The organism is Xanthomonas sp. NCPPB 3570 (assembly GCF_056725115.1).
The window spans coordinates 2,058,641-2,079,676 of sequence record NZ_CM161513.1 but is presented as its reverse complement, the minus strand read 5'-3'; the positions used below and the strand labels follow the sequence as shown (position 1 = coordinate 2,079,676).

Here is a 21,036-nt window from a genome sequence, read left to right as displayed (position 1 = left end):
GTGGCTCACCAGAACACCGCGTACAGCGCCACCAGGATCGCGATCACCACGGCGGCGCCGAGCTTGAAGCCCAGCGTGGTGCCGTAGCGCACATCGTCGGTGCGGATCAGGTCGCGCGCCGGCGCCAGCGGGGTGAGCAGCGACACCACCACCGCCGCCAGCAGCGACAGCACGAACACCAGGCCGATGCGGTCCATGAACGGCAGTTCCGGCCACAGCTTCTTCAGCGCGAACGACAGCAGCACCGAACCGATCGCCGCGGTCAGCGCGCCGGCCTCGTTGGCGCGCTTCCAGAACAGGCCGAGCATGAAGATCACCACCACGCCCGGGGTGAAGAAGCCGGTGAATTCCTGGATGAACTGGAAGCCCTGGTCGAAATTGCCCAGCAGCGGCCGCGCGGTGAGGATGCCGATCAGCACCGAGGTCACCGCGGCCACGCGGCCGACCCGCACCAGTTGCGGCTGGTCGGCCTGCGGGCGGAACTTGGCGTAGAAATCCAGGGTGAAGATGGTCGCCACCGAATTGATCTTGGACGCCAGCGAGGCCACGATCGCCGCCACCAGCGCCGCGAACACCAGGCCGAGGATGCCGCTGGGCAGCAACTGCATCATGGTCGGATAGGCCTGGTCGGGCTTGGCCAGGTCCGGCGCCAGCACCACCGCGGCGATGCCCGGCACCACCACCACTACCGGCATCAGCAGCTTCAGGAACGCGGCGAACACCATGCCCTTCTGCGCCTCGCCGATGTTCTTGGCCGCCAGCGCGCGCTGGATGATGTACTGGTTGAAGCCCCAGTAGCTGATGTTCATCACCCACAGGCCGCCGAGCAGCACGCTCAGGCCCGGCAGATCCTTGTAGAACGGGTTGTCCTTGGACAGGATCATGTGGAAGTGCTCGGGGTGCGCGTTCCACAGATGCCGGAAGCCGGCGAGCACGCCGGCGCCGTCGCCGATCTTCGACAGGGTCAGCCCGGCGACCAGCAGGCCGCCCAGCACCAGCAGGGTGACCTGCACGATGTCGGTCAGCGCCACCGCCTTCAACCCGCCGTAGAGCTGGTAGACCAGCGCGAACACGCCGATCAGGGCCAGCGCCAGGGTCTGGTCCATGCCGGTGACCTGGCTCACCGCGATCGACCCCAGCCACAGGATCGAGGTCAGGTTGACGAACACGTACAGCAGCAGCCAGAACACCGCCATCAGCGTGCGGATCCACTTGCCGTAGCGCTGCTCCAGGAACTGCGGCATGGTGTAGATGCCGTTGCGCAGGAAGATCGGCAGGAAGAACTTGCCAACGATCAGCAGGGTCAGCGCCGCCATCCACTCGTAGGAGGCGATCGCCAGGCCGATCGCATAACCGGAACCGGCCATGCCGATGATCTGCTCGGCGGAAATGTTCGCCGCGATCAGCGACGCGCCGATCGCCCACCACGGCAGGGTCTTGCTGGCCAGGAAGTAATCCTCCGCGCTCTTGCGGTGCCCGGCCTTCTCCCGCGACACCCATTGCGCGAGCAGGAAGATGCCCGCCAGGTAGACCACCACGATCGCCACATCCAACGTCGCCAACCCCACTGCCTTCTCCTATGGGCCGCAGCCCTGTCGCACCGTTGTCCATGACGCCGCCCGCGTGGGCGGCGCCGCTCGTTCGATAACTCCGTTCGCCGCCTGCGCCGCCGCTCAGTGCAGCGGGCAGTCGACCACGCTCTGCGCCTCGTTGCTGCTGCCCAGCGCGATCCGCGACAGCGCCAGGTCCAGTGCGCCGTCGCTCTCGATCTCCGGCAGACGCTCCAGCCGGGTCAGGTCGGCGCCGGCCGCCGCGAAGCACTTCAACGGCACGCCCAGCGTGCGCCACTCGCCCTTGGGCAGCGCGGCCAAGGCCTTGCCCAGGTCCACGCGCGCGCCGCAGTCGTGGCCGCAGGCCACGCCGATGCGCGCGGCTGCGCTCGACGCTGCGTCCACCTTCAACGTCAGGATCAGCTGCACGTCGCCATTGCTCTCGCGCGAGACATCCAGCGGCTTGGGCAACACCAGCGCCAAGCCGGACTTGCCGCTGCCGGACCAGACGAAGCGGCGCGCATCCTCCTGCGCCTTGTAGTCGATCGCGGTGACCTTCAGCGATCCGTCGGCCAGCGCCGCCGGGAAGGTCGCCGCCGGAAGATTGGCCTGCGTGCCGCCGAACAGGATCACGTTGATGCCCACTGCCGGCTTGCCGCGGTCCAGGTACACCCCGCCCACCGCCTGCGCACCGGACACGCCCGACACCTCGGACAGGCGGCTCAGATCGCCCTTGTCTTCGTAGGTGAGGCCGTAGCCGAAGGCGAACTGCGGGTTGTAGTTCTTCTGCCCGACGTTGTTGGCGAACTGCACCGCGGTGCGCGGCCAGGAGAAGCTCAACTTGCCGTGGAAGTCGGACTGCACGCTGCCGTCCGGCTTGCGCAGCAGCACGTCGGCGATGCCGGCGCCTTCGGAGCCCGGCAACCAGGCCGCGACGAAGGCGTCGGCGGCGTTGATCTCGCGGTTCACCCACAGCGGCCGCCCGCTCAGGAACACCGCCACCACCGGGATGCCCTGGGCCTTGAGCGACTTGATGAGTTCCAGGTCGCTGTCGTCGCCGGGCTTGTACAGCAGCGTGGCGATGTCGCCCTGGAATTCGGCGTAGGGATGCTCGCCGAACACCACCACCGCCACGTCCGGCTTGGTGGTGAACTTGCCGTCCACCGCCAGTTCGGCGCTGCCGCCGGCGGCGCCGACCTGCTGCTGCAGGCCCTCCCAGATGGTGGTGCCATTGGGGTAGTCGGCGCGCTTGGTGCCGGTGCCCTGCCAGTTGAGGGTCCAGCCGCCGGCCTGCTTGCCCATGTCGTTGGCGCCGTCGCCGGCGACCAGCAGCTTGAGCTGCGGCTTCAGCGGCAACAGTTGCCCCTGGTTCTTCAGCAGCACCAGCGATTCGCGCACCGCCTGCCGCGCCACCGCGCGGTGTTCGGGCGCGCCGAGCAATGCGAACTTGCCGCCGAGCGGACGCTGCGACGGCTTGCCGGCCTCGAACAGGCCCAGGCGCAGCTTGACCCGCAGGATGCGCCGCACCGCATCGTCCAGCCGCGCCATCGGGATCTCGCCCGACTTCACCGCCTTCAGCGCGTTCTCGTACACGCCTTTCCAGCTGTCCGGCGCCATCAGCATGTCGACGCCGGCGTTGAACGCGGCCGGGCAATCGTCCTTGCGGCAGCCCGGGATCTGGGCATGGCCGTTCCAGTCGCCGACCACGAAGCCACCGAAATGCATCTGCCCCTTCAGCACGTCGGTCAGCATGACCTGATTGCCGTGCATCTTGACCCCGTTGACGCTGTTGAACGAGGCCATCACCGTTTGCGCCCCCGCGGCGATCGCCGGCGGATAGCCGGCGCCGTGGATGTCGCGCAGTTGCTGCTCGCTGATCCGGGTATCGCCCTGGTCCTTGCCGTCGGTGGTGCCGCCGTCGCCGAGGAAGTGCTTGACCGAGGAGATCACGTGCGACCCGTCCAGGAACCCCGGCGTGCCGGGCACGCCCTGCAGCCCCTCGACCACCTTGCCGGCGTAGCTGGCCACCACCTCGGGCGACTCCGAATAGCCTTCGTAGGTACGGCCCCAGCGATCATCCTGCGGCACCGCCACGGTCGGGGCGAAGGTCCACTCCATGCCGGTGGTGCGGGTCTCGGCGGCGGTGATCTCGCCGATCTTGCGCATCAGCTCCGGGTCGCGGGTCGCGCCCAGGCCGATGTTGTGCGGGAACAGCGTGGCGCCGACGATGTTGCTCTGCCCGTGCACCGCGTCGATGCCGAAGATGATCGGGATCGCAGGGCCGGCGCCGTCGGTCTGCATCGACGCCGCGTAGTAGGCATCGGCCAGCGCCAGCCACTGCGCCGGGCTGGCGTCGTACTTGCCGCCCGGATCGGAATTGCCGCCGGCCAGCACCGAGCCGATGTGGTATTTGCGAACGTCCTCCGGGGTCATGCTGCCGATGTCGCCCTGCACGGTCTGCCCGACCTTCTGCTCCACCGACATCTGCGCCATCAGCTTGGTGATGCGCGCCTCCAGCGCCGGATCCTCCTTCAATGGCCAGGCCGGCGACGGCCACCGGTCCGGATGGATCGGCGGCGGCGGTGCGGCCGCAGGTGCGACCGGCACGGAGCGACCGGGAACCGCGGCGGCCAGTGCCAGCAGGCCCAAAGCGGCGGCCGCGGCCAGCGCCGTGCGAAGCGGCGCGCGCGCGCCAGCGGTCTGTGTGTGCAAGAGACTCCCTCCCAGGAACGGCGAACGCCTGCCATGTCGCGGCCGGACCGGCCACGCCGAGGTGCGGCCGGCGCCTACGCTTCCCGAATCGCCCCAAGCCTGTCAACCGCGGCGCGAGGTATGCCCCGATGCCGCACGGATATCGACTGACGCTATAGCGATGGAATACCGGCGTCGCTTGTGGCGGCTGGCGTCTGCTCGGCTTTCACTAAGACGCTCGGCAGCGTTGCGAAAGGAGATTTGCTGCACTGCAATAGAGTCGATACAGCGCCCTGCGCAAATGCAGAGCCACGCCCATAGAGATTGCCGAGTGCCAAGCGCGTTGCTCAGGGAGCGCGCAAGTCCATCGGCCTGACGACGCAGATCGTGCTCATCGATCCCAAGCCCGGTCAGGATCGGGTCGACAGCGCCGCCCTGGGTTTCCTGCACCGCATCCAGCCCATCGTACAGATAGCTGATCGTCTGCCCGCCTTCGGTCTTGCTCACTCTTCGACCAAGCGGGTCATAGCCAAAACTGGCGATTCTCGCCGTTCCCTGTTTGATCTCCACCAACTGGTCGCGCGCGTTCCAGACGTAGGTCAGTACGCCATCGGAGAGCAGGTTGCCGTTGGTGTCGTAACTGAGCGTCTGGCCATCGGCCTGGGTCTGGCACTGGTTGTCGTTGAAGCTGTCTGTTGGTGCTGTCGATTAATAAATATTACAGCTTCCTCTTAAGTCGCCAGGCATTCCAATATTCAAATAATGTAACAACAAAGAAAAACAAGGCAAAACAAATAATAATTTTTGCCAACCATAAAACATCCATAATCCAAGCAACAGACGCCGTGACGGCGATAAAAAAAAGCAAGCTTAATGCCACTACGAACACGAACTTCTGATTGCTTTATTCTAACATCAATTTTCATACACCTATCCTCCGCAGCCGCAACCACTATTGATAGCCATGGTGGCTGGAGTACCGTATATCCCCCAAACGGAGCTTTTTAGCCCCTATTCTGTAGCAACCCTCACCGGTGGGAGCCGGCAGCGTGTCAATGAGCAGTTAAACAGCTCAATTTATAGAATCGCCTCTCAAGAGTTGATGCCCCCCAAAAAACCTTGGCGGCTCAAAACACCATTGCTGTAAATTTCGCAACTCCAACTCATCGCAAATAACAATCCATGACAAAAACCAAAAATCCGTCAAGATTTATTTGAAAAACTCCAAGTCTTGTATTTTAGAATAGCCTTCTGGATCCCAGAAGACCTCAGCCTGTTTCTCAGGCATCTCCAAGGAATGCAACCCTAATGAGTTTATATATCTTGATGAAAAATCAGGATTTATCGCAATGAATTTGTTCAAATTTCCCTCTAAATTGCCACTATTTTCATATAAATATTTTGCATATTTTTCACGCTGGCGCAAAAAATCATCCCTCCTTATATCAATAAAAATAGGATTTGAATTTAAACATATGTACATTCCATAACACAACTCATCATCAACATTATAATCACCCAGCCTTCCAAAGTCATTGACCTCAGAGGATCTGCGAATATTTACTTGAAGAGAGAAGCTGGACAGGAAGTAAAAAAAACTCAACGCAGAAAAAAGCAACCAAATTCTATAGCCAGCAAAAATACATACGCCAGCCAAAACAAGAAAAGAAATAGATATAGATAGATTCCTGCCTCGCATCATAATCTTCATTTGCACTCGCACCCATTCGTCATCGCCGTTGGAATAGCGCCATAAATTCCCAACGTGGCAAATTTAAAAATATTGTACGCAATCCCACCATTCGACATGAGGTTATTTAGTCGCCCAGAGACAGGCAAGTAATTCAACCGGCATTCGACCCACCAGCAGATCGGGGAGTGAACCAATGATGCAGCTCAAAACGTCCACGATAACCTCCCACGCTTCTACTCCAAGTACGCTGCACGCTACCCCAAGTTCTTTTATCGAAAATCAGCCTCTCGAGACCTTTTGCCCCTTGGTTAACTGCATTTCTTCCCAGATGAGCGCCGCCAAAAGTCAAACTCACACCAATCCCGCTCCATTCACCGGCACTGTATTGCCCCGAGCACTGATTAACAGCCCCATTGGTTCCCATCATATCGCGCACGGAATTTGTCAGCCCGAATGATAACGTATCACCCATCCCAGCCGAAAAGTCTACTAGCCCCTGCGGAAGCTCATCGCCCCAGGCCCATAGCCCATAAGGATCGATATAAGACATGGGGTTACCACCGACATAAGCGTACACATTGGCTCCGCCACTCAATCCGATCGGATCCTCACTAGCAAATCGCCCCATACCCGGCTGGTAATACCGTGCACGGTAGTAATAAAGCCCACTCCCATCCCGCTCCCGACCCGTGTACTGATACGGGTTGGTGGTCCCTGCGCTGGCTTGACTGGTCTGTCCGTAAGGGGGGTAGTCATAGCGCTGGATCAAGGAACCGCTGGCATTGGTAAGTGCACGCGTGCTGCCAAGCGCATCGCTCAGGAAATACGCACGTCCGCTGGCTTCGTTCCGCGCATAGCGCTCGTCGATGCCCAGCCCGGTCAGGATCGGGTTGACGGCGCCGCCCTGGGTTTCCTGGACGGCGTCCAGCCCGTCGTACAGATAGCTGATCGTCTGCCCGCCTTCGGTCTTGCTTACTCTTCGGCCCAGCGGGTCGTAGCCGAAGCTGGCGATGCTTGTCGTTCCCTGTTTGATCTCGACCAATTGGTCGCGTGGGTTCCAGGCGTAGGTGCGCACGCCGTCGGAGACCAGGTTCCCGTTGGCGTCGTAGCTGAGCGCCTGTCCATCGGCCTGGGTTTGCCGGTTGTTGTCGTCGAAGCTGCCGCTGCAGGACGCCGGCAGCGCCTGCGGAGCGAAGCTGCCGATCTGCGCCACCAGGCGCCGACCTAGTCATAGCCTTACCGCTAGAAAAGATGAATCCGCATGATGCGCTCTTTATGCGCCCCTTTTAATCGCAAAGATACTCAGAAAAACCATCATCAATCGCGCCCATTAAAAATAATAAAACCATCATCAACCCACCCATCCCTATCAAGCCGCCTGTACGAGTTCAGCTTAAACCCCTTCCCATCACACACGTCACCCGCAGAAATTTCAAACTTAAATTTTCCTTTCTCATAATTTTTAACAAGCGCGGAAAAACCATCCCCTTTGAAGTAAGAAGGACTATATAAAAAACGCAATCCTGTCAACTCAAATATATCACTACTGCGCCTCAATAGGCTTACCTTAAAATAGTCTGAATTATAGGTTGAAACCCAGACCTGATTGCCATAAATTCTAATGCCATAGATAGGCGAGAATCCTTCAGGACTTTTCTCAGGCAGTGATTCAAGCTTTACCTCCGAAAAAACCCATTCGCTTTTTCTTGACAGGCACTTCAACACGTTCTCCACCGACGTGGCATGCGCATATTGCAATGAAACACAAAAAAACAGATAGCAAAAAATCAATCTATGTGCCAGTACCATACTTCCACGCCCCTATAGTAACCAGACCCAATATAACCACCCATAAAAAGATCTATATGATCAGCCTGCCCGGATTCACCTGGCTGATAAATAATTTCCTTTGCTCTATACCAATTCTCTCGCTTTTCAAAGTCTTGATTTGAGATAACCTCCGGACGACCATAATTCTGTATTAACCAATCAGCAAAATTTTTTGCCGATCTAGGAAAACCATCTGTCGTTCTGTTTATTTTTGGATAACTAGAAAGATCCATCCCTGCTCTCTGGGCTGCACTTCCCAGCCTTATAGCACACTGATTTGGATATGGGTCAACACTGGGATGGGCTGGCCTGCCGTTCTGCGCTTTTGGGTAGTTAAGCCAGAGATCTTTAAAGCTAGGGAAACTTTTTTTACCTGGCTGGCCAGCGAACCCGAGAGGATCGATCAAAGAAAGAGGATCACCATTTACATAAGCATACAGATTTATCCCTCCAGCCAGTCCAATCCAGTCTTCGCTAGAGAATCTCCCTAAATCTGGGGAGTAATACCGCGCCCGATAGTAATAAAGCCCACTCGCATCGCGCTCCCGCCCGGTATATTGATAGGGATTGCTGGTTCCTGTGTTGGCCTGGCTGATCTGTCCGTAAGGAGTGTAGTCGTAGCGCTGGATCAAGGAACCACTGGCGTTGGTAAGTGCGCGCGTGCTGCCAAGGGCGTCTGTCAGGAAGTAGGCACGTCCGCTGGCTTCATTACGCGCATAGCGCTCATCGATCCCAAGCCCGGTCAGGATCGGGTTGACCGTGTTGCCCTGCGTCTCCTGCACCGCATCCAACCCGTCGTACAGATAACTGATCGTCTGTCCGCCTTCGGTCTTGCTCACTCTTCGGCCAAGCGGGTCATAGCCGAAGCTGGCGATGCTTGCCGCGCCCTATCTGATTTCTGGAAACAACTGGTCGCGCGTTCCAGACGTAGGTGCGCGCGCAGTCGGAAAGAACGTTGCCGTTGGCGTCGCAGGGTGGTGCCCGTGGCTTTTTTATTTAGCTAACTTAATAAAAGCACCCTCAAAATCATCAAACCACAATAGTCGTGCTATACCTCCAAAGCAAAATTATGGGATGAGGGCAAGTAAGTGCATCCATTTGCCAGTCAATCAGCCGCACCAGGTCACGACGCTTGGAGCGGCGGCTTGTTCAGGGCTTCCATAACATAGAGCCTAATCGCGGGAACGCTTTGGCTCTGTCCAACCAAGCCAAGCTCCAATGTGAGCAACAATTTTAGATGAAAGATAGAACCATAAAAATCCGAAAAAAATATAGAAATTCGAGTACGGCTTGGGTAACGCCCACAGAAGTAACACGCCCCCCAGAAAAACAACGACAAATATCAGAGCGCTAAGAAGTTTTCTCATCACCTCACCGAAATCATTGACATACCAGAGCCGGGCTCAAGGCACATATTGGGATTTTCTCTTTGCATAAAGTCGGCAACCCCATCTCTATCACAGTCTAATTCAGCACACCCCGCATCATATGGCTCCATTAGCATGATGTAAACGGATGCCCTCCCCAAAAGGGTAGATGGTTTCGGCACCAGCTTGCCAAACTTATTCACAGATGTGGTTCCAAGACTAAGCTTTCCAATAATAAGGGATGAAATCATTCTTTCCACCCAACCAATAGGCTTCGTAGGTGTTTTGAAAATGATAGGCCCATATGCTGGTTTATATCCAAGCAATGGATCAGGAGCCAATCCCATTGGATCCACATTAGACAATGGATCAGCCGCAACATAGGCATAAGGATTAGCACCGCCCTCTAGCCCAATTGGATCTTCACTAATAAATCTCGCCAATTCCGGCCGATAGTACCGCGCCCGATAGTAATAAAGCCCACTCGCATCGCGCTCCCGCCCGGTATATTGATAGGGATTGCTGGTTCCTGTGTTGGCCTGGCTGGTCTGTCCGTAAGGAGTGTAGTCGTAGCGCTGGATCAAGGAACCGCTGGCATTGGTAAGTGCACGCGTGCTGCCAAGCGCATCGCTCAGGAAGTACGCACGTCCGCTGGCTTCGTTCCGCGCATAACGTTCGTCGATGCCAAGCCCGGTCAGGATCGGGTTGACGGTACCGCCCTGGGTTTCCTGGACGGCATCCAGCCCGTCGTACAGATAGCTGATCGTCTGTCCGCCTTCGGTCTTGCTCACTCTTCGGCCCAGCGGGTCGTAGCCGAAGCTGGCGATGCTTGCCGTTCCCTGTTTGATCTCGACCAATTGGTCGCGTGCGTTCCAGACGTAGGTGCGCACGCCGTCGGAGACCAGGTTCCCGTTGGCGTCGTAGCTGAGCGCCTGTCCATCGGCATGGGTTTGCCGGTTGTTGTCGTCGAAGCTGCCGCTGCGGGCCGCCGGCAGCGCCTGCGGCGCGAAGCTGCCGGTCTGCGCCACCAGGCGGCCGACCTGGTCGTAGCCGTAGCCGATCTCGCCCAGGGCCGTGCCGTCCGGCTTGAGCCAGGCGATGCCAGTGGTCTGGTTGGCGGTGTTGTAGGCATACCCGGTCTTGACTCCGTTAGGCAGCGTGGTCTCGGTGAGGCGATCGGCGGCGTCGTAATCGAACGCCACTGTCTCGCTCCCCTGCAGCAGGGTGCGCAAGCGGTCGACGTTGTCGTAGCGGTATTCCAGTGCCGCCTGGTTGGCCGCGATCATCTTGGTACGGCGGCCCGCGGCGTCGTATTCGTAGACGATGTTGCCTTGCGGTGTGATGGCCTTGATGACCTGGTCGAACAGGTCGTATTCCCAGCTCAGGGTTCCCGCTGCTGAATCGACCAGCGCGACACGGCGGTTACCGGCGTCGTAGGTGAAGGTCTGGGTGCGCCCGTCGGCCTCGGTGACCACCGACAGGCGCCCGAGCACGTCGTAGGTGAAGGTCTTTTTCTGGCTCTTGCGATCGGTGTAGCTGGCGACACGGTCCATGGTGTCGTAGGTCCAGGTCTCGGACTGGCCCAGCGCGTCGGTACGGGTCAGCGGACGGTTGCGCTCGTCGTAGGTATAGGTGATGCCGTTGCCGTGCGGCAGCAGGACAGCCACGACGTTGCCATTCTTGTCGTAGCCGAATTCGGTCACATTGCCGGCGGCATCGTAGGCCTTGCTGACCCGGCCCAGCGCATCGTATTCCTGGCGCGTGACGTTGCCCTGGTCGTCGCGGCTGCCGGTCACTCGCCCCAAGCCGTCGTACTGGAAGCGCGTGCTACGCCCCAACGGATCGACCATGCCGGCCAGATCGTAGCCAGCGTACTGGAAAGCGATCGTCTGGCCGATCGCATTGGTCGCACTCAACGGCAGGCCCGCGCCATCGCAGGCGAAGCGCGCCGTGCGGCCGCCAGGGTCGGTGACCGCGGTCAGGCAGCGGTTGGCGCCGTAGTCCAGCCGCGTGACCCGCCCCAACGGATCCATCGCCGATTGCAGGTCGCCGTCGCTGTTGTAGCTGAGGCTGGACACGCGCGCCTGGGTGGTGCCCGCCAGCAGTGTGACCTGCAGCGGTCGCCCGCCCGCGTCGTAGCGATACTCGGTGCGACGGCCGAGCGGATCGATACTGGCGGTGATCTGCCCGTAGGCGTTGCGCTCGAAGGTGTAGGTCTGTTGCTTGTCGGTGCCGTAGGCCAGGATGTCGGTCTTCGGGTAGGCACTGTTGCCGTCGAACACGACGCGGCGCTTGCTGCCGTCGGGACTGGTGACGAGCACGCCGGTACTGCCGCCGTCGACATGCGCATAGTCGATGACGAAGACGCCGCCGTCGGCCTGGGTCTGCTTGATTACCCTGCCCGTGGAAACACCGTTGACAACCTCGAACTCGTTGAGCAGAACGCGCTTGCCGCGGGCGTCGGTGATGGACTGCATCCGGTGCTGCGCCAGCGCGTTGTTCTGGGTCCTGGTCTGATACGCGTATGTCTTGCTGCCGCCATCCGGATATCCCACCGTGGCGAGCAACCCATTGCTGTCGTAGGCATAGGTCCAACGGTTGCCAGCGTTGTCGGTCGCCGCTGCAACGCGATTGCGGGTGTCGTACTCCAGACCAATGTAGCGCCCGCTGGGCGAGACGATGCGCGCGACCAAGCCGGCATCGTAGAGCAGCGTGGTGCGGTTGCCATAGCGGTCTTCCAGCCAGCGCAGGCGGGTGTCCATGTAGCTGGAGAACTGCATGCGGCTGCCGTCGCGCAGGGTGATGCGGAAGCCGCGGCCCCACGGCTGCAACGGGTCCGGATCGTAGACCGACTGCAGCACGGCGCCCGCATACTGTGTGGTCGAACCGGCTTGGCGCCACTCGCCACGCGGGCCGGAACCGGAGGCCCGATCGAAGCGGATATAGGCGCCGGTCGGCAGCACCAGATCGAGCGAATCGTAGGTGCCGCCCGGGTTGTGGAGGTAGTAGCCCCAGTTGGACGCGGTGCCGATGCCGAACTCACGCTGCTTCAGGTCGTGGGGGCGGTAGCTGCGCGAGAGGCTCAGCGCCGTCACGTCCGCGATCTGCAGGTCGGTTTCCGAATGGACGAATTCGCCGGTCTTCAGGTCGATGGGATCGGCCGCATTGGCGACGCCGCCGCTGCCGGGGGTGCCGCAACAATGCCCATCCGGCGGCAACCCGGCCTCGCTGGGCGGGTCGTTGCTGGGCACGCTGTACATGCCGCCCATGGTCTGGTGCAAGGCCACGCCAGGCTCGGGAACGAAATGCTTGCCGTCGGCCGAAACGGTGCCCTTGCCGTAGACGCGCCAGCCATCGCGCGGGTCGTACATCCAGAAATTGGCCTGGGTACCCGCGGCGTAGCCGTCGTAGTTGGGGTAGTAGACCTGGATGCCGTTGTTGGCGCCGGGGTCGAGTCCGCGGATCTGCGCGCCGCCCGGCTCGACCGTGAACGCCATCGGATGGTTTTCGGTGACCGGGAACGGCGCCCGATTGACCGGCGTCGGCACGATCGCCAGTTCGGTCACCAGGCGGCCCTTGCGATCCAGCACGATGGTGCCCTTGGGAATGCGCAGTTGCAGGCCGGGAATATCCGGGTGGCCAACGACCATGTCCTGGACGGTCGGCGACGGGATCCGGATCTTGTCGCGCGCTGCGATGCGTGGCAGATGCAGCAGATAGCCGAGTTCGTTTAATCGGCCGGCGGCGACTTCGGTGCCGACGACGAATTGACCATATTCGGCGCCGGCCGTGCTGGCGGTGCTGCCGTCGACGTAGAGTTCCTGGTGCCCCGCCGGCACATCGAACAGGGTGAACCAGCCGTCCTTGTCGGTAAGCGCGCGCTCCTTGCCGATACTGACCTCGACCCCGGCCACGGGTTGCTGGTCCACCCGCACCACACGCCCGCGCACCATCGTCACATGGAAGGTCGCGGCGATCCGCGCAATGCGCTCGTTATGTTCCGGCTGTTGCGAGGCGCCATAGATGCGCCAGCGGCTGTCGGTATTGTCCTGTCCCGGGTACCAGACGCCGTCCACCAACAGGCCGTGCGCGCGGCACGGCACACCGTCATTGGCACAGGGTGCCGACGTGCCTGCACCGGTCATCTGCATGCTGGGTGCAGCGCCTGCTTGTGTCGGCGTGGCCGTTGCATGCGCCACCGGATTTCCGTTGCTGTCGTAGGCGGTGGTGCGGAAATCCAGGGCGATCAGCGGAACGGCATCGCCCGATGCGGCACGCGCCCCCTCGACCATCAAGGTATAACGGGAATCCGGGAACAAGGCCTGACGCGGCTGCACGAACAGCAGACGGCCCTGCTCCACCGGCGCGATGCGCACCGCGACGCGCCCCTCCGGACCGACCAGGGTGACGGTGCGCGCGGACAACGTGGGCATGTGCAGCGGACGCGAGAAGCGCAGCGCGAGCCGCGCGGTCGGCGCGACGCCCGCTGCCCCCTGCACCGGCACGCTGCCGGCGAGCCGCGGCGCGCCTGGCTGCTCCGCGATGCTGGCCGGATACGGAAGAAACGCCCCCGCGAGCGGATCGAACACCGCATCGCTGGCGATGCGCTGGGCGCTCCGAGACGCCGGCAACGCCACACGGCCATCGGCAAGCAGGCGCGAGGTTGCGTTGCCGCCACCCGGCAGATCCGCAGGCAGGGTGATCGCCCGATCGCTGGCTTCGTCCCACACCTGCGCGCCGGCGCCATCGCCGGTGCCACCGGCGAGCAGGAGGCGGCCATCGGTCAGCACCGTGGCGGTGTGTCCATAGCGCGCGCGCAGGCTCAGTCCCGTCGCGGGCTGCACGGAAAGGCTCGCGGGATCGAACCACGCGCCGCCGTCCTGCAGTCGGCCCCTGGTATCGCGCCCTCCCCAGACCAGCACGTGCCCGCTCGGCAGCAAGGTGACGCTGGCGTCGATGCGCGCCGATGGCAGCGCGATCTCGCGCGCACGCCGACCGGGCACGCGATGGCGCAGAAAACGCCCGTCGGGCGCCAGCGCCAGCTCGCTGCCATCGGCCAATGTAGTCGCATGCCACTGCCCAACCACCGCAGGAACCGTGCCGATTCCGACAGCCGGCATGGCCGCCGTCGACCAGACCAGCTGTTGGGAGGCGGCCGTCGACGCCAGCGCGCCCAGTACCCCACCCAGGATCACGCTTTTCCATGCGCTGTTGAACCACGTCATATGCTCGCTCCGCTCCATGCCTGCCGCCGATCTGCGTCCGTTCGTTGGAATCGCGTCGGTGTTCTAGGGCGTACTGTCCAAAGTGATGTCCATCGCCGCGGTGACACCGTCCTCGGGCACGATCCGCAATCGATAGGTGCCGCTCGTCGGCAGCGCCGGGAAACTCAGGTCGCTGCTGCCGGTGCTTGCGCTGAACGATCTGTAGAACTGCCCGTCCGGCCGGTACAGCGCATAGGTCACCGGCCGGCTGACCGGCGTGGTCGTCTGATTGACCACCCGCAGCAGCACGCCCTGCCCTGCCGTGCCGCTGAAAGACAGCGTGGCGGTCTTGCCGTGCCTGTCCAGGGCGATCGATTGCGGGACATCCCACGCCAAGGTGCCAACGACGGTGCTGGATACCGAGGCGGTCAGAGCGAAACTCTGGTCTTCCGACGAAGGAACGACCACGACGCCGTAGCGTCCGGCTTGTGCGGCGTCGATGGAGAATCCGCAGCCGTAGGCACGGAAGCAATTCGTGTTGGAGAAGACCTTGCTGCCATCCGGACGATAGAACGTCGCATAGACCCAAGCGTAGCCGTTGCCTGATAGTGCGATCTGATCGAGTCCGAAATCGAGCTTCTGCCCGGCCTGCGCATCGAACCAGAAGAAAATGCCCGCGCCAGGCGGACCCGCAGCGAACGTACGACTGCTGTCCACTGCCACTGACGTGCCGGTGGACAAGGCGACCGTGGTGTCGATCGTCTGCCCATACTGCGGATCGACCACCACGCTGTACTGGCCGGTCGTCGGCAGGCTGCCCAGGCCGATCGCAGTACCGGTACGCGTCGATCCGGACGTGAGCAGGGTGCCATTCGGCTGGTAGACGCTGTAATAGCTGGTGCCATCCGCGGGCGTGGTCGCCTGGTTCTGCACCAGCACGGCAAGTTTGTCGCCCGCCTGCCCCTGGAAGCTCAACCGGGCGTTCTGCCCGCGTCTGGCGACGGAGACGGCCAGCGGCGTGTCGCGCTGCAGGTTCAAGGTGAGATCGCTGGAAAGCGTCACGTCGTACGTTGCTGCCTGCTCCTCTTCTTGAGTGATCAGTACTGCGTACTTGCCTGCAGCGAGGTTGACGAGATCGAAATCGCAGCCGCCGCGCTCCACGTCACAGTATCCGCTCGCCAGCGTGCTGCCATCCGCCTTGTAGACGGACGCAACGACGCGCTGCCACCCTGCGCCCACGATCTGAATGCCGCTGATGCCCAGTCCCAGGTTCTGGCCCTGACTGGCGATGAAGGAGAAGTGCTTGTATTGCGCCGGCAAGCGGGTCACCACATGCGACGGAGGGCCATCGATCGGCAGCGAGATTCCGGAGGAAAGGGTGATGTCCGATTCCAGGGGGCTTCCGGTCCTGCTCTCGACCTGGATTGCATACTCGCCAGACGTCGGGATACTGATCAGATTGATGCCATCGCCCACCTTGATGGTCGCCGCCTTCCAGACAGCACCATCCGGCCGTAGCACGCGATACACCACATCGCGACCGGCGGGTAGTGTCGTCTGCGCCGCGACCAGCAGCATCAACGACTCGCCCGCCTGCGCCTGGAAGCGCAACCGCGCATTCTGCCCATATCGGGCCAGCGCCAGATGCAAGGGCTGATCGCGGGTCAGCTGATCCAGCAATTCGGACGACAGCACGGCGCGGAACTGGATCGTCTGGCTCGCCGAGGCCGGTGTCGCCACCACGCTGTAGCGTCCCGCCAAGGTGTTCCTCAGCGGCAACGAACAGCCATCCTGGACGTAGCAGCTGCCGCTGTACAAGGTCGTACCGTTCGGGCTGTAGACGGCGATATTGAAGTAATTGCCCGAACTCACCGCAATGTCGGTGATCCCCAGCCCCAGATTCTGGCCGGCCTGGGTGTCGATGGAGAAATGTACGCCCTGGCCTGCAGGCGTCTGATAGCTGCCACCTGCGCCGTCCAGTTCGACATTGCCGTCCTGGCCCGTGGAGAGTTTCAAGCGGGCCGACCACAACGCGCCGCCCGCCGGATCGACGAACACCCGATAGCTCCCCGTCTCAGGGAGATTGGGCAGGGCCAGAATGACGTTGCCGCTGGCCGTCACGTTCTTCCACAACGCGCCGTTCGGCCGATACACCGCATAGACCACGTCGCGGCCTGCCGGCTTGGTAACGACGTCGGCGGCGAGCAAGGCCAGGCTCTCGCCGACGGTCCCGGTGAACGTCAGGCGCGCGTTCTGGGCATAGCGCGAGATGTCCACGGAACTCGACGCATCTTTCTGCAGGAAGCCGGCGACCTCCGTGGACAGGGTCGCCTTGAACGCGATGCTCTGGGAGCCGGATTGCGGACTCACGGTCACCCCATAGTTGCCCGCGGCGAGGTTGAGCAGATTGAAGGCGCAGCCACTGGCGGCATAGCAGGTCGCGGTCGTGAGCGTGGAGCCGTTGGGATTGGCGATCTTGACGTTGACATAAGTCCCGCTGCTCAGGTTCAGATCGCCGATGCCCAATCCCAGATTCTGCGAGGCCGCTGCGCTGAAACTGAAGAACGCGCTTTGACCGGCGGCGGCGCTGTACACGCCGCTGCTGCCATCCAGTTGCAGCCCGCCCGCGCTCCCGGTGGTCACCAGCGCCTTGGCGGACACGGTGGCGCCATGGCGCGGATCGACGAACAGTCGGTAAGTCCCGGCGACAGGTGTGTTCATCGTCAGGGTGCCCGAACCGGAGACCGCCATCGACGACAAGGCCGTGCCATCGGGCTGGTACACCCGGTAGTAGACCGTGCCGTTGGCCGGCGTCGTGGTCTGCTCCGACACCTGCACTGCCAGTGCGTCGCCGGCACCTGCCTGGAACGACAGCGCCGCGTTCTGCCCGCGCCGGCCGATGCTGAGCTGGCTGACCGCATCCCGCGTCAAGGAAAGCGCCAGGTCGGTGGACAGGGTCGCCTTGAAGCGCATCGTCTGCGTCGTCGTGGCAGGGGCGACCAGTACGCCGTAACGACCTGCCGCCAGTTGCGGCAGATTCACATCACATCCGTCGTTGGCCACCTCGCAGGCGGCACCGGCCATCGGCGCGCCTGCAGGGCCATAGATGGTGAGGTTGAGCGGGCCGCTTTCGTTGGACTGCAATTCGCTGATGCCGAGTCCCAGGCTCTGCCCGGCGGTCGCGGAGAAAGTGAAGTACACGCTGTCGCCCGGCAATTGCGTGGCGAATGCGCTGGTGGCGCCATCGAGCCCACCACCGCCACTCCCCGCGTTTCCGGTGCTGAGCCGCATATGCAACCGCACGGTTTCTCCGAACCCGGGATCCACCAGTACCTGATAGGTGCCGCTGGTCTTCGCCGTCACATAGGTGGTGCCTGCGGCGCGCACGGCCATCGAGGCAACACTGGTGCCATCAGGCGCGTAAACGCGGTAGTACACATCACGGCCAGCGGGCACGGTGGTCTGGGCGGCCACCTGCAACGCAAAGGCATCACCGGCCACGGCATCGAACGACAGACGCAGGTTCTGTCCTCGACGCGACGTTTCGGCCAGCACGTCCTGGTCTTTCGGCAATGCCTGCAATAGATCCGAGGACAGCAACAGATTCAGGCGCAGCGTGCGTGCACCGCTGGTGCCGGGCGTCAGCAACACCTGATACACGCCGGTCCTGGGCGCGGCGATGTTGAGTGCGCAGCCGTTGTTGGCCTGGTTGCAGTACTGATAGCCCAGATTGACGCCGTCGGCGTCGAAGACCTGCACCAAGGCGGTTCCCCAGCCGCTGCCGGCCGGCGTCTGCTCGGCCACCGCCAGGCCCAGCCTGCTTCCGGCCTGGGCAAGAAAGGTGTAGCGCTTCGATTGCGCGGCGAGCGACGTGGCGACGCTGGTTTCGGCGCCGTCCAACGCAAGCACTCCGGCATGCTCCACTGCCATCTTCCAACTGGCGGAAGAGGTGCTCGGTGTCAGCAGCAACAGATAGGTGCCGCCCACCTTCAATCGCGGCAGATGCAGGGTGGGCTGGTTCGCATTCACCAGTCCACTGGCGATCTCCACGTTATCGGTGCCGAACACCAGGTAGTTCAGCGTCGTGGACCCCAGCGACTGGAACTGAGCGCTGAGGTAATCGCCGGCCATGCCGGTGAACAGGACCGCGGCAGACCCACCCGTATTGGCGACCGCGACGTCGACGGCGGCGGCATCCAGGGTTAGCCGCGTGACGCTGGCGATGCCGACGGACGACACACTGCTCGGCACCACCAGTACATCCTGGCTGCTCGTGGCGCTGCCGTAAGGCGTGGTCACGGTCACCGGACCGCTGCCGCTCCTGCCCGGCACCGGAAAGACCAGACGCGTGCCGGTGGCGCTCGACAGCACCGCGGTCTTGCGATCCAGCTTCACCGCAGTCTGCCCGGCGACCGGCGCCAGGTTCTGTCCATCGACGGTGATCGCCGTCCCTGCGCTGGCGATCAACGGCGATACGCCCGTGATGGTCGGCTGACGCAGGTTGGCATCGACCAGGAACTGCTGCGCACTGCTTGCGCTCTGCCCGGCCACGGCCACGGAGATCGTGCCGGTACTGGCAGTGGCGGGCACCAGCACCGTCAACTCGCGTGCGCTGGCGGCCAGCACCGTCGCTGCCTGTCCGTTGAAGGTCACGCTGTTGGAGGAGGCAGTGGTGGAAAATCCCTGCCCCTGGATCAGCACGCGATCGCCCGCCGCACCGCGCGCCGGACTGAAGCCCAGCACCGCGAGGGTTCCGCTGGAGACGCGTTCGACGGCGACGATATTGCCCATCGTGTCGTAGCGATAGCGGGCACTGGCACCGGCGTCGTTGCTGACCGCGACCAGACGCCCTTGCGCGTCATAAACATAGGAGGTGGCGCCAGACGTGCAGGCCAGGAGGGTCAGCAACAAGACCGCCACCGTTCTGACCACGAGGTGCCGCCAACCGCGCGCGGGCGCCTGCGCTGCCCGCTTCAGCAAACCCACGACCGAGCCCATCCCTGCGCCGCGACGTTCCATGCTCTCATCCCTGAAGACTGGCCACGATGGCCGGCTGTCCGTATGCTGACCTTGCTTCGTGCATTCAGCCTGGATATAGATATCCGACAGTGGGGACAGGAGTCAACAGCGTCATGCCAAGGAATTGGCGTCATCACATTGTCATCTGCATGCGCCTGTGGTCGGCCGCCCTCGTCCTGGTGCTGACCGGGTGTGGTGGTGGCGAGCACGACACAGCGGCGGCGCGCATCACGCTGGGCCAGGCGCTGTTCCACGACACGCGGCTCAGCGCGGACGGGAAGACCAGTTGCGCAAGCTGCCATCGCGCCGAGTTGGCCTACACCGACGGTGCCGCGGTGTCCACCGGGACAGGCGGCCAGCGCGGCACACGCAACGCGCCCAGCCTGCTCGACAGCCGCTTCATGACGCACTTTTTCTGGGATGGGCGCGCAGCGACGCTGGAAGACGCGGTCCTGCAACCATTGACCAACCCGCGCGAGATGGGCCTGCCCGATCGGCAGGCCGTGCTGGCCCACCTCGCCCGCGACCCGCGCTACGCGTCGCTGTTGCACGCAGCCGCCGACAAGGACGGCGGCGACATCCAGGTCGTGGCCGCCGCGCTCGCCGCCTACATCCGCGCGTTGCCCGCACCGCCGACGCGCTACGAGACCTACCGGACGCGTGGCGCACAAGCATCGCTGAGCGAGGACGAACGCGAGGGATTGGTGCTGTTTTCCGGCAAGGCCGGCTGCATCGATTGCCACCGGCTGGACGGCACGCCCGCGACCACGAGCGATCAGCGCTTCCATCACGCCGGCATCGGCTTCAATCAGGTCGCCGGCAACGTCGCCGCGCTGCTCGACGTGCTCGAGCGGCACAACCGCGAAGGCAGGAGCCTGGGCGACTCCATCCTCTCGGACGTGCGCGTGGCGGAACTGGGCCGCTTTGCGGTGACGCGCGCGCCGCAGGATCTGGGCGCCTTCCGCACCCCGTCGCTACGGACGGTAGCCGATACCGCGCCCTACATGCATGACGGCAGCATCGCCGATCTGCCGGCGGCGGTGGAACACGAGGTCTACTATCGCAACCTCGCCCGCAATCGGCCGATCAGCCTGACCGCGGAGGAAAAGCACAAGCTGGTGCTGTTCCTGCAGGCGCTGTCCAGCGCGGACGCGGCGCCGCGCTAGGAGCCGGCGCCAGGCGCGCTGTTGGCTGGACCCATCACGTCGACGTCCTGCTGCGAGGCGAGCTTGCCATCGAGCGTCACCTCCAGCATGTAACGCCCCGGCGGCCAGCCGGCCGCATTGTCGAAACGCAGCGACTGGACCTGATCGGAGCGGGTCATGGCACGCTCCACCAGCCCGACCTGGCGACCGTCGCGCAGATCCAGCAAGCGTGCTTTCAGGACCTGTCCCTGGGCAGTGCCGCGCAGGGCGACGTTGACCAGGATCGGCGCATCGCTGGTCTGCGGCACGGGCCTTCCGTCGCGCATCGCGCCGATCCGGACCTCGACGATGTGCAGCGGTTCCGCCACCTCGGCCGGATTGCGCTCAGGCGCTTGTCGCTGGCACGCCCCCAAGCCCAACAGCGCCGGCAGCACCATCCAACACACCATCCTTTTCGCGTTCATCATCCCTGTTTCCTCCCTGATCGGCGGCCGCCATTGCGATGCACGCGCGCAGACCGCATCGTTCCTCGCGGAC

The 21,036-nt window shown here is 62.6% G+C and carries 11 protein-coding genes; 1 reads left to right on the top strand and 10 read right to left on the bottom strand.

Annotation, left to right across the window (positions count from 1 at the left end):
- Positions 1–5 precede the first annotated feature (5 nt).
- The 9 genes from AC1PLR_RS09170 to AC1PLR_RS09130 all read right to left on the bottom strand — a co-directional run bounded on the left by AC1PLR_RS09170 (position 6) and on the right by AC1PLR_RS09130 (position 19,354).
- Positions 6–1,568 carry a sodium/sugar symporter gene (locus AC1PLR_RS09170; RefSeq protein ID WP_420009995.1) on the bottom strand — a complete coding sequence of 521 codons (1,563 nt, stop codon included), beginning with the start codon at positions 1,566–1,568 and terminating at the stop codon, positions 6–8.
- Positions 1,569–1,673: 105 nt separating this feature from the next.
- On the bottom strand, positions 1,674–4,262 hold the full coding sequence (locus tag AC1PLR_RS09165) for a glycoside hydrolase family 3 protein (RefSeq protein ID WP_481103339.1): 2,589 nt from the start codon (positions 4,260–4,262) through the stop codon (positions 1,674–1,676).
- A 102-nt stretch (positions 4,263–4,364) separates the two neighbouring features.
- Positions 4,365–4,811, bottom strand: coding sequence for a hypothetical protein (locus AC1PLR_RS09160; RefSeq protein ID WP_481103338.1), 447 nt, complete (start codon positions 4,809–4,811; stop codon positions 4,365–4,367).
- Positions 4,812–5,451: 640 nt separating this feature from the next.
- Entirely contained in the window at positions 5,452–5,952 is a 501-nt protein-coding gene (locus AC1PLR_RS09155; protein ID WP_481103337.1) for a hypothetical protein, read from the bottom strand.
- A gap of 133 nt (positions 5,953–6,085) precedes the next feature.
- Positions 6,086–7,147 (bottom strand): RHS repeat-associated core domain-containing protein, encoded by a 1,062-nt coding sequence (locus AC1PLR_RS09150; RefSeq protein WP_481103336.1) that lies wholly within the window; start codon positions 7,145–7,147, stop codon positions 6,086–6,088.
- A gap of 104 nt (positions 7,148–7,251) precedes the next feature.
- Positions 7,252–7,659, bottom strand: coding sequence for a hypothetical protein (locus AC1PLR_RS09145; protein WP_481103335.1), 408 nt, complete (start codon positions 7,657–7,659; stop codon positions 7,252–7,254).
- Between the two features lie 62 nt (positions 7,660–7,721).
- Positions 7,722–8,603, bottom strand: coding sequence for a T6SS effector amidase Tae4 family protein (locus AC1PLR_RS09140; RefSeq protein ID WP_481103334.1), 882 nt, complete (start codon positions 8,601–8,603; stop codon positions 7,722–7,724).
- 527 nt (positions 8,604–9,130) lie between these two features.
- Positions 9,131–14,356, bottom strand: coding sequence for an RHS repeat-associated core domain-containing protein (locus tag AC1PLR_RS09135; RefSeq protein WP_481103333.1), 5,226 nt, complete (start codon positions 14,354–14,356; stop codon positions 9,131–9,133).
- A gap of 63 nt (positions 14,357–14,419) precedes the next feature.
- On the bottom strand, positions 14,420–19,354 hold the full coding sequence (locus AC1PLR_RS09130) for an IPT/TIG domain-containing protein (RefSeq protein WP_481103332.1): 4,935 nt from the start codon (positions 19,352–19,354) through the stop codon (positions 14,420–14,422).
- Positions 19,355–19,380: 26 nt separating this feature from the next.
- On the opposite strand from AC1PLR_RS09130, the gene AC1PLR_RS09125 reads away from it, so the two are divergent.
- Positions 19,381–20,520 carry a cytochrome-c peroxidase gene (locus tag AC1PLR_RS09125; RefSeq protein WP_481098291.1) on the top strand — a complete coding sequence of 380 codons (1,140 nt, stop codon included), beginning with the start codon at positions 19,381–19,383 and terminating at the stop codon, positions 20,518–20,520.
- Here AC1PLR_RS09125 and AC1PLR_RS09120 read toward each other — a convergent pair.
- The gene (locus tag AC1PLR_RS09120; protein ID WP_481103331.1) at positions 20,517–20,966 is read right to left on the bottom strand and encodes a hypothetical protein; all 450 of its coding nucleotides are present in this window, start codon (positions 20,964–20,966) and stop codon (positions 20,517–20,519) included. The genes AC1PLR_RS09125 and AC1PLR_RS09120 overlap by 4 nt on opposite strands.
- Between the last annotated feature and the right edge of the window lie 70 nt (positions 20,967–21,036).

What these genes read in the sequence shown, in the direction of transcription:
- AC1PLR_RS09130 (WP_481103332.1), bottom strand. Translation starts at nt 19,354, where the DNA reads ATGGAACGTCGCGGCGCAGGGATGGGCTCGGTCGTGGGTTTGCTGAAG.
- AC1PLR_RS09155 (WP_481103337.1), bottom strand. Translation starts at nt 5,952, where the DNA reads ATGAAGATTATGATGCGAGGCAGGAATCTATCTATATCTATTTCTTTT.
- AC1PLR_RS09120 (WP_481103331.1), bottom strand. Translation starts at nt 20,966, where the DNA reads ATGATGAACGCGAAAAGGATGGTGTGTTGGATGGTGCTGCCGGCGCTG.
- AC1PLR_RS09135 (WP_481103333.1), bottom strand. Translation starts at nt 14,356, where the DNA reads ATGACGTGGTTCAACAGCGCATGGAAAAGCGTGATCCTGGGTGGGGTA.
- AC1PLR_RS09125 (WP_481098291.1), top strand. Translation starts at nt 19,381, where the DNA reads ATGGCCGGCTGTCCGTATGCTGACCTTGCTTCGTGCATTCAGCCTGGA.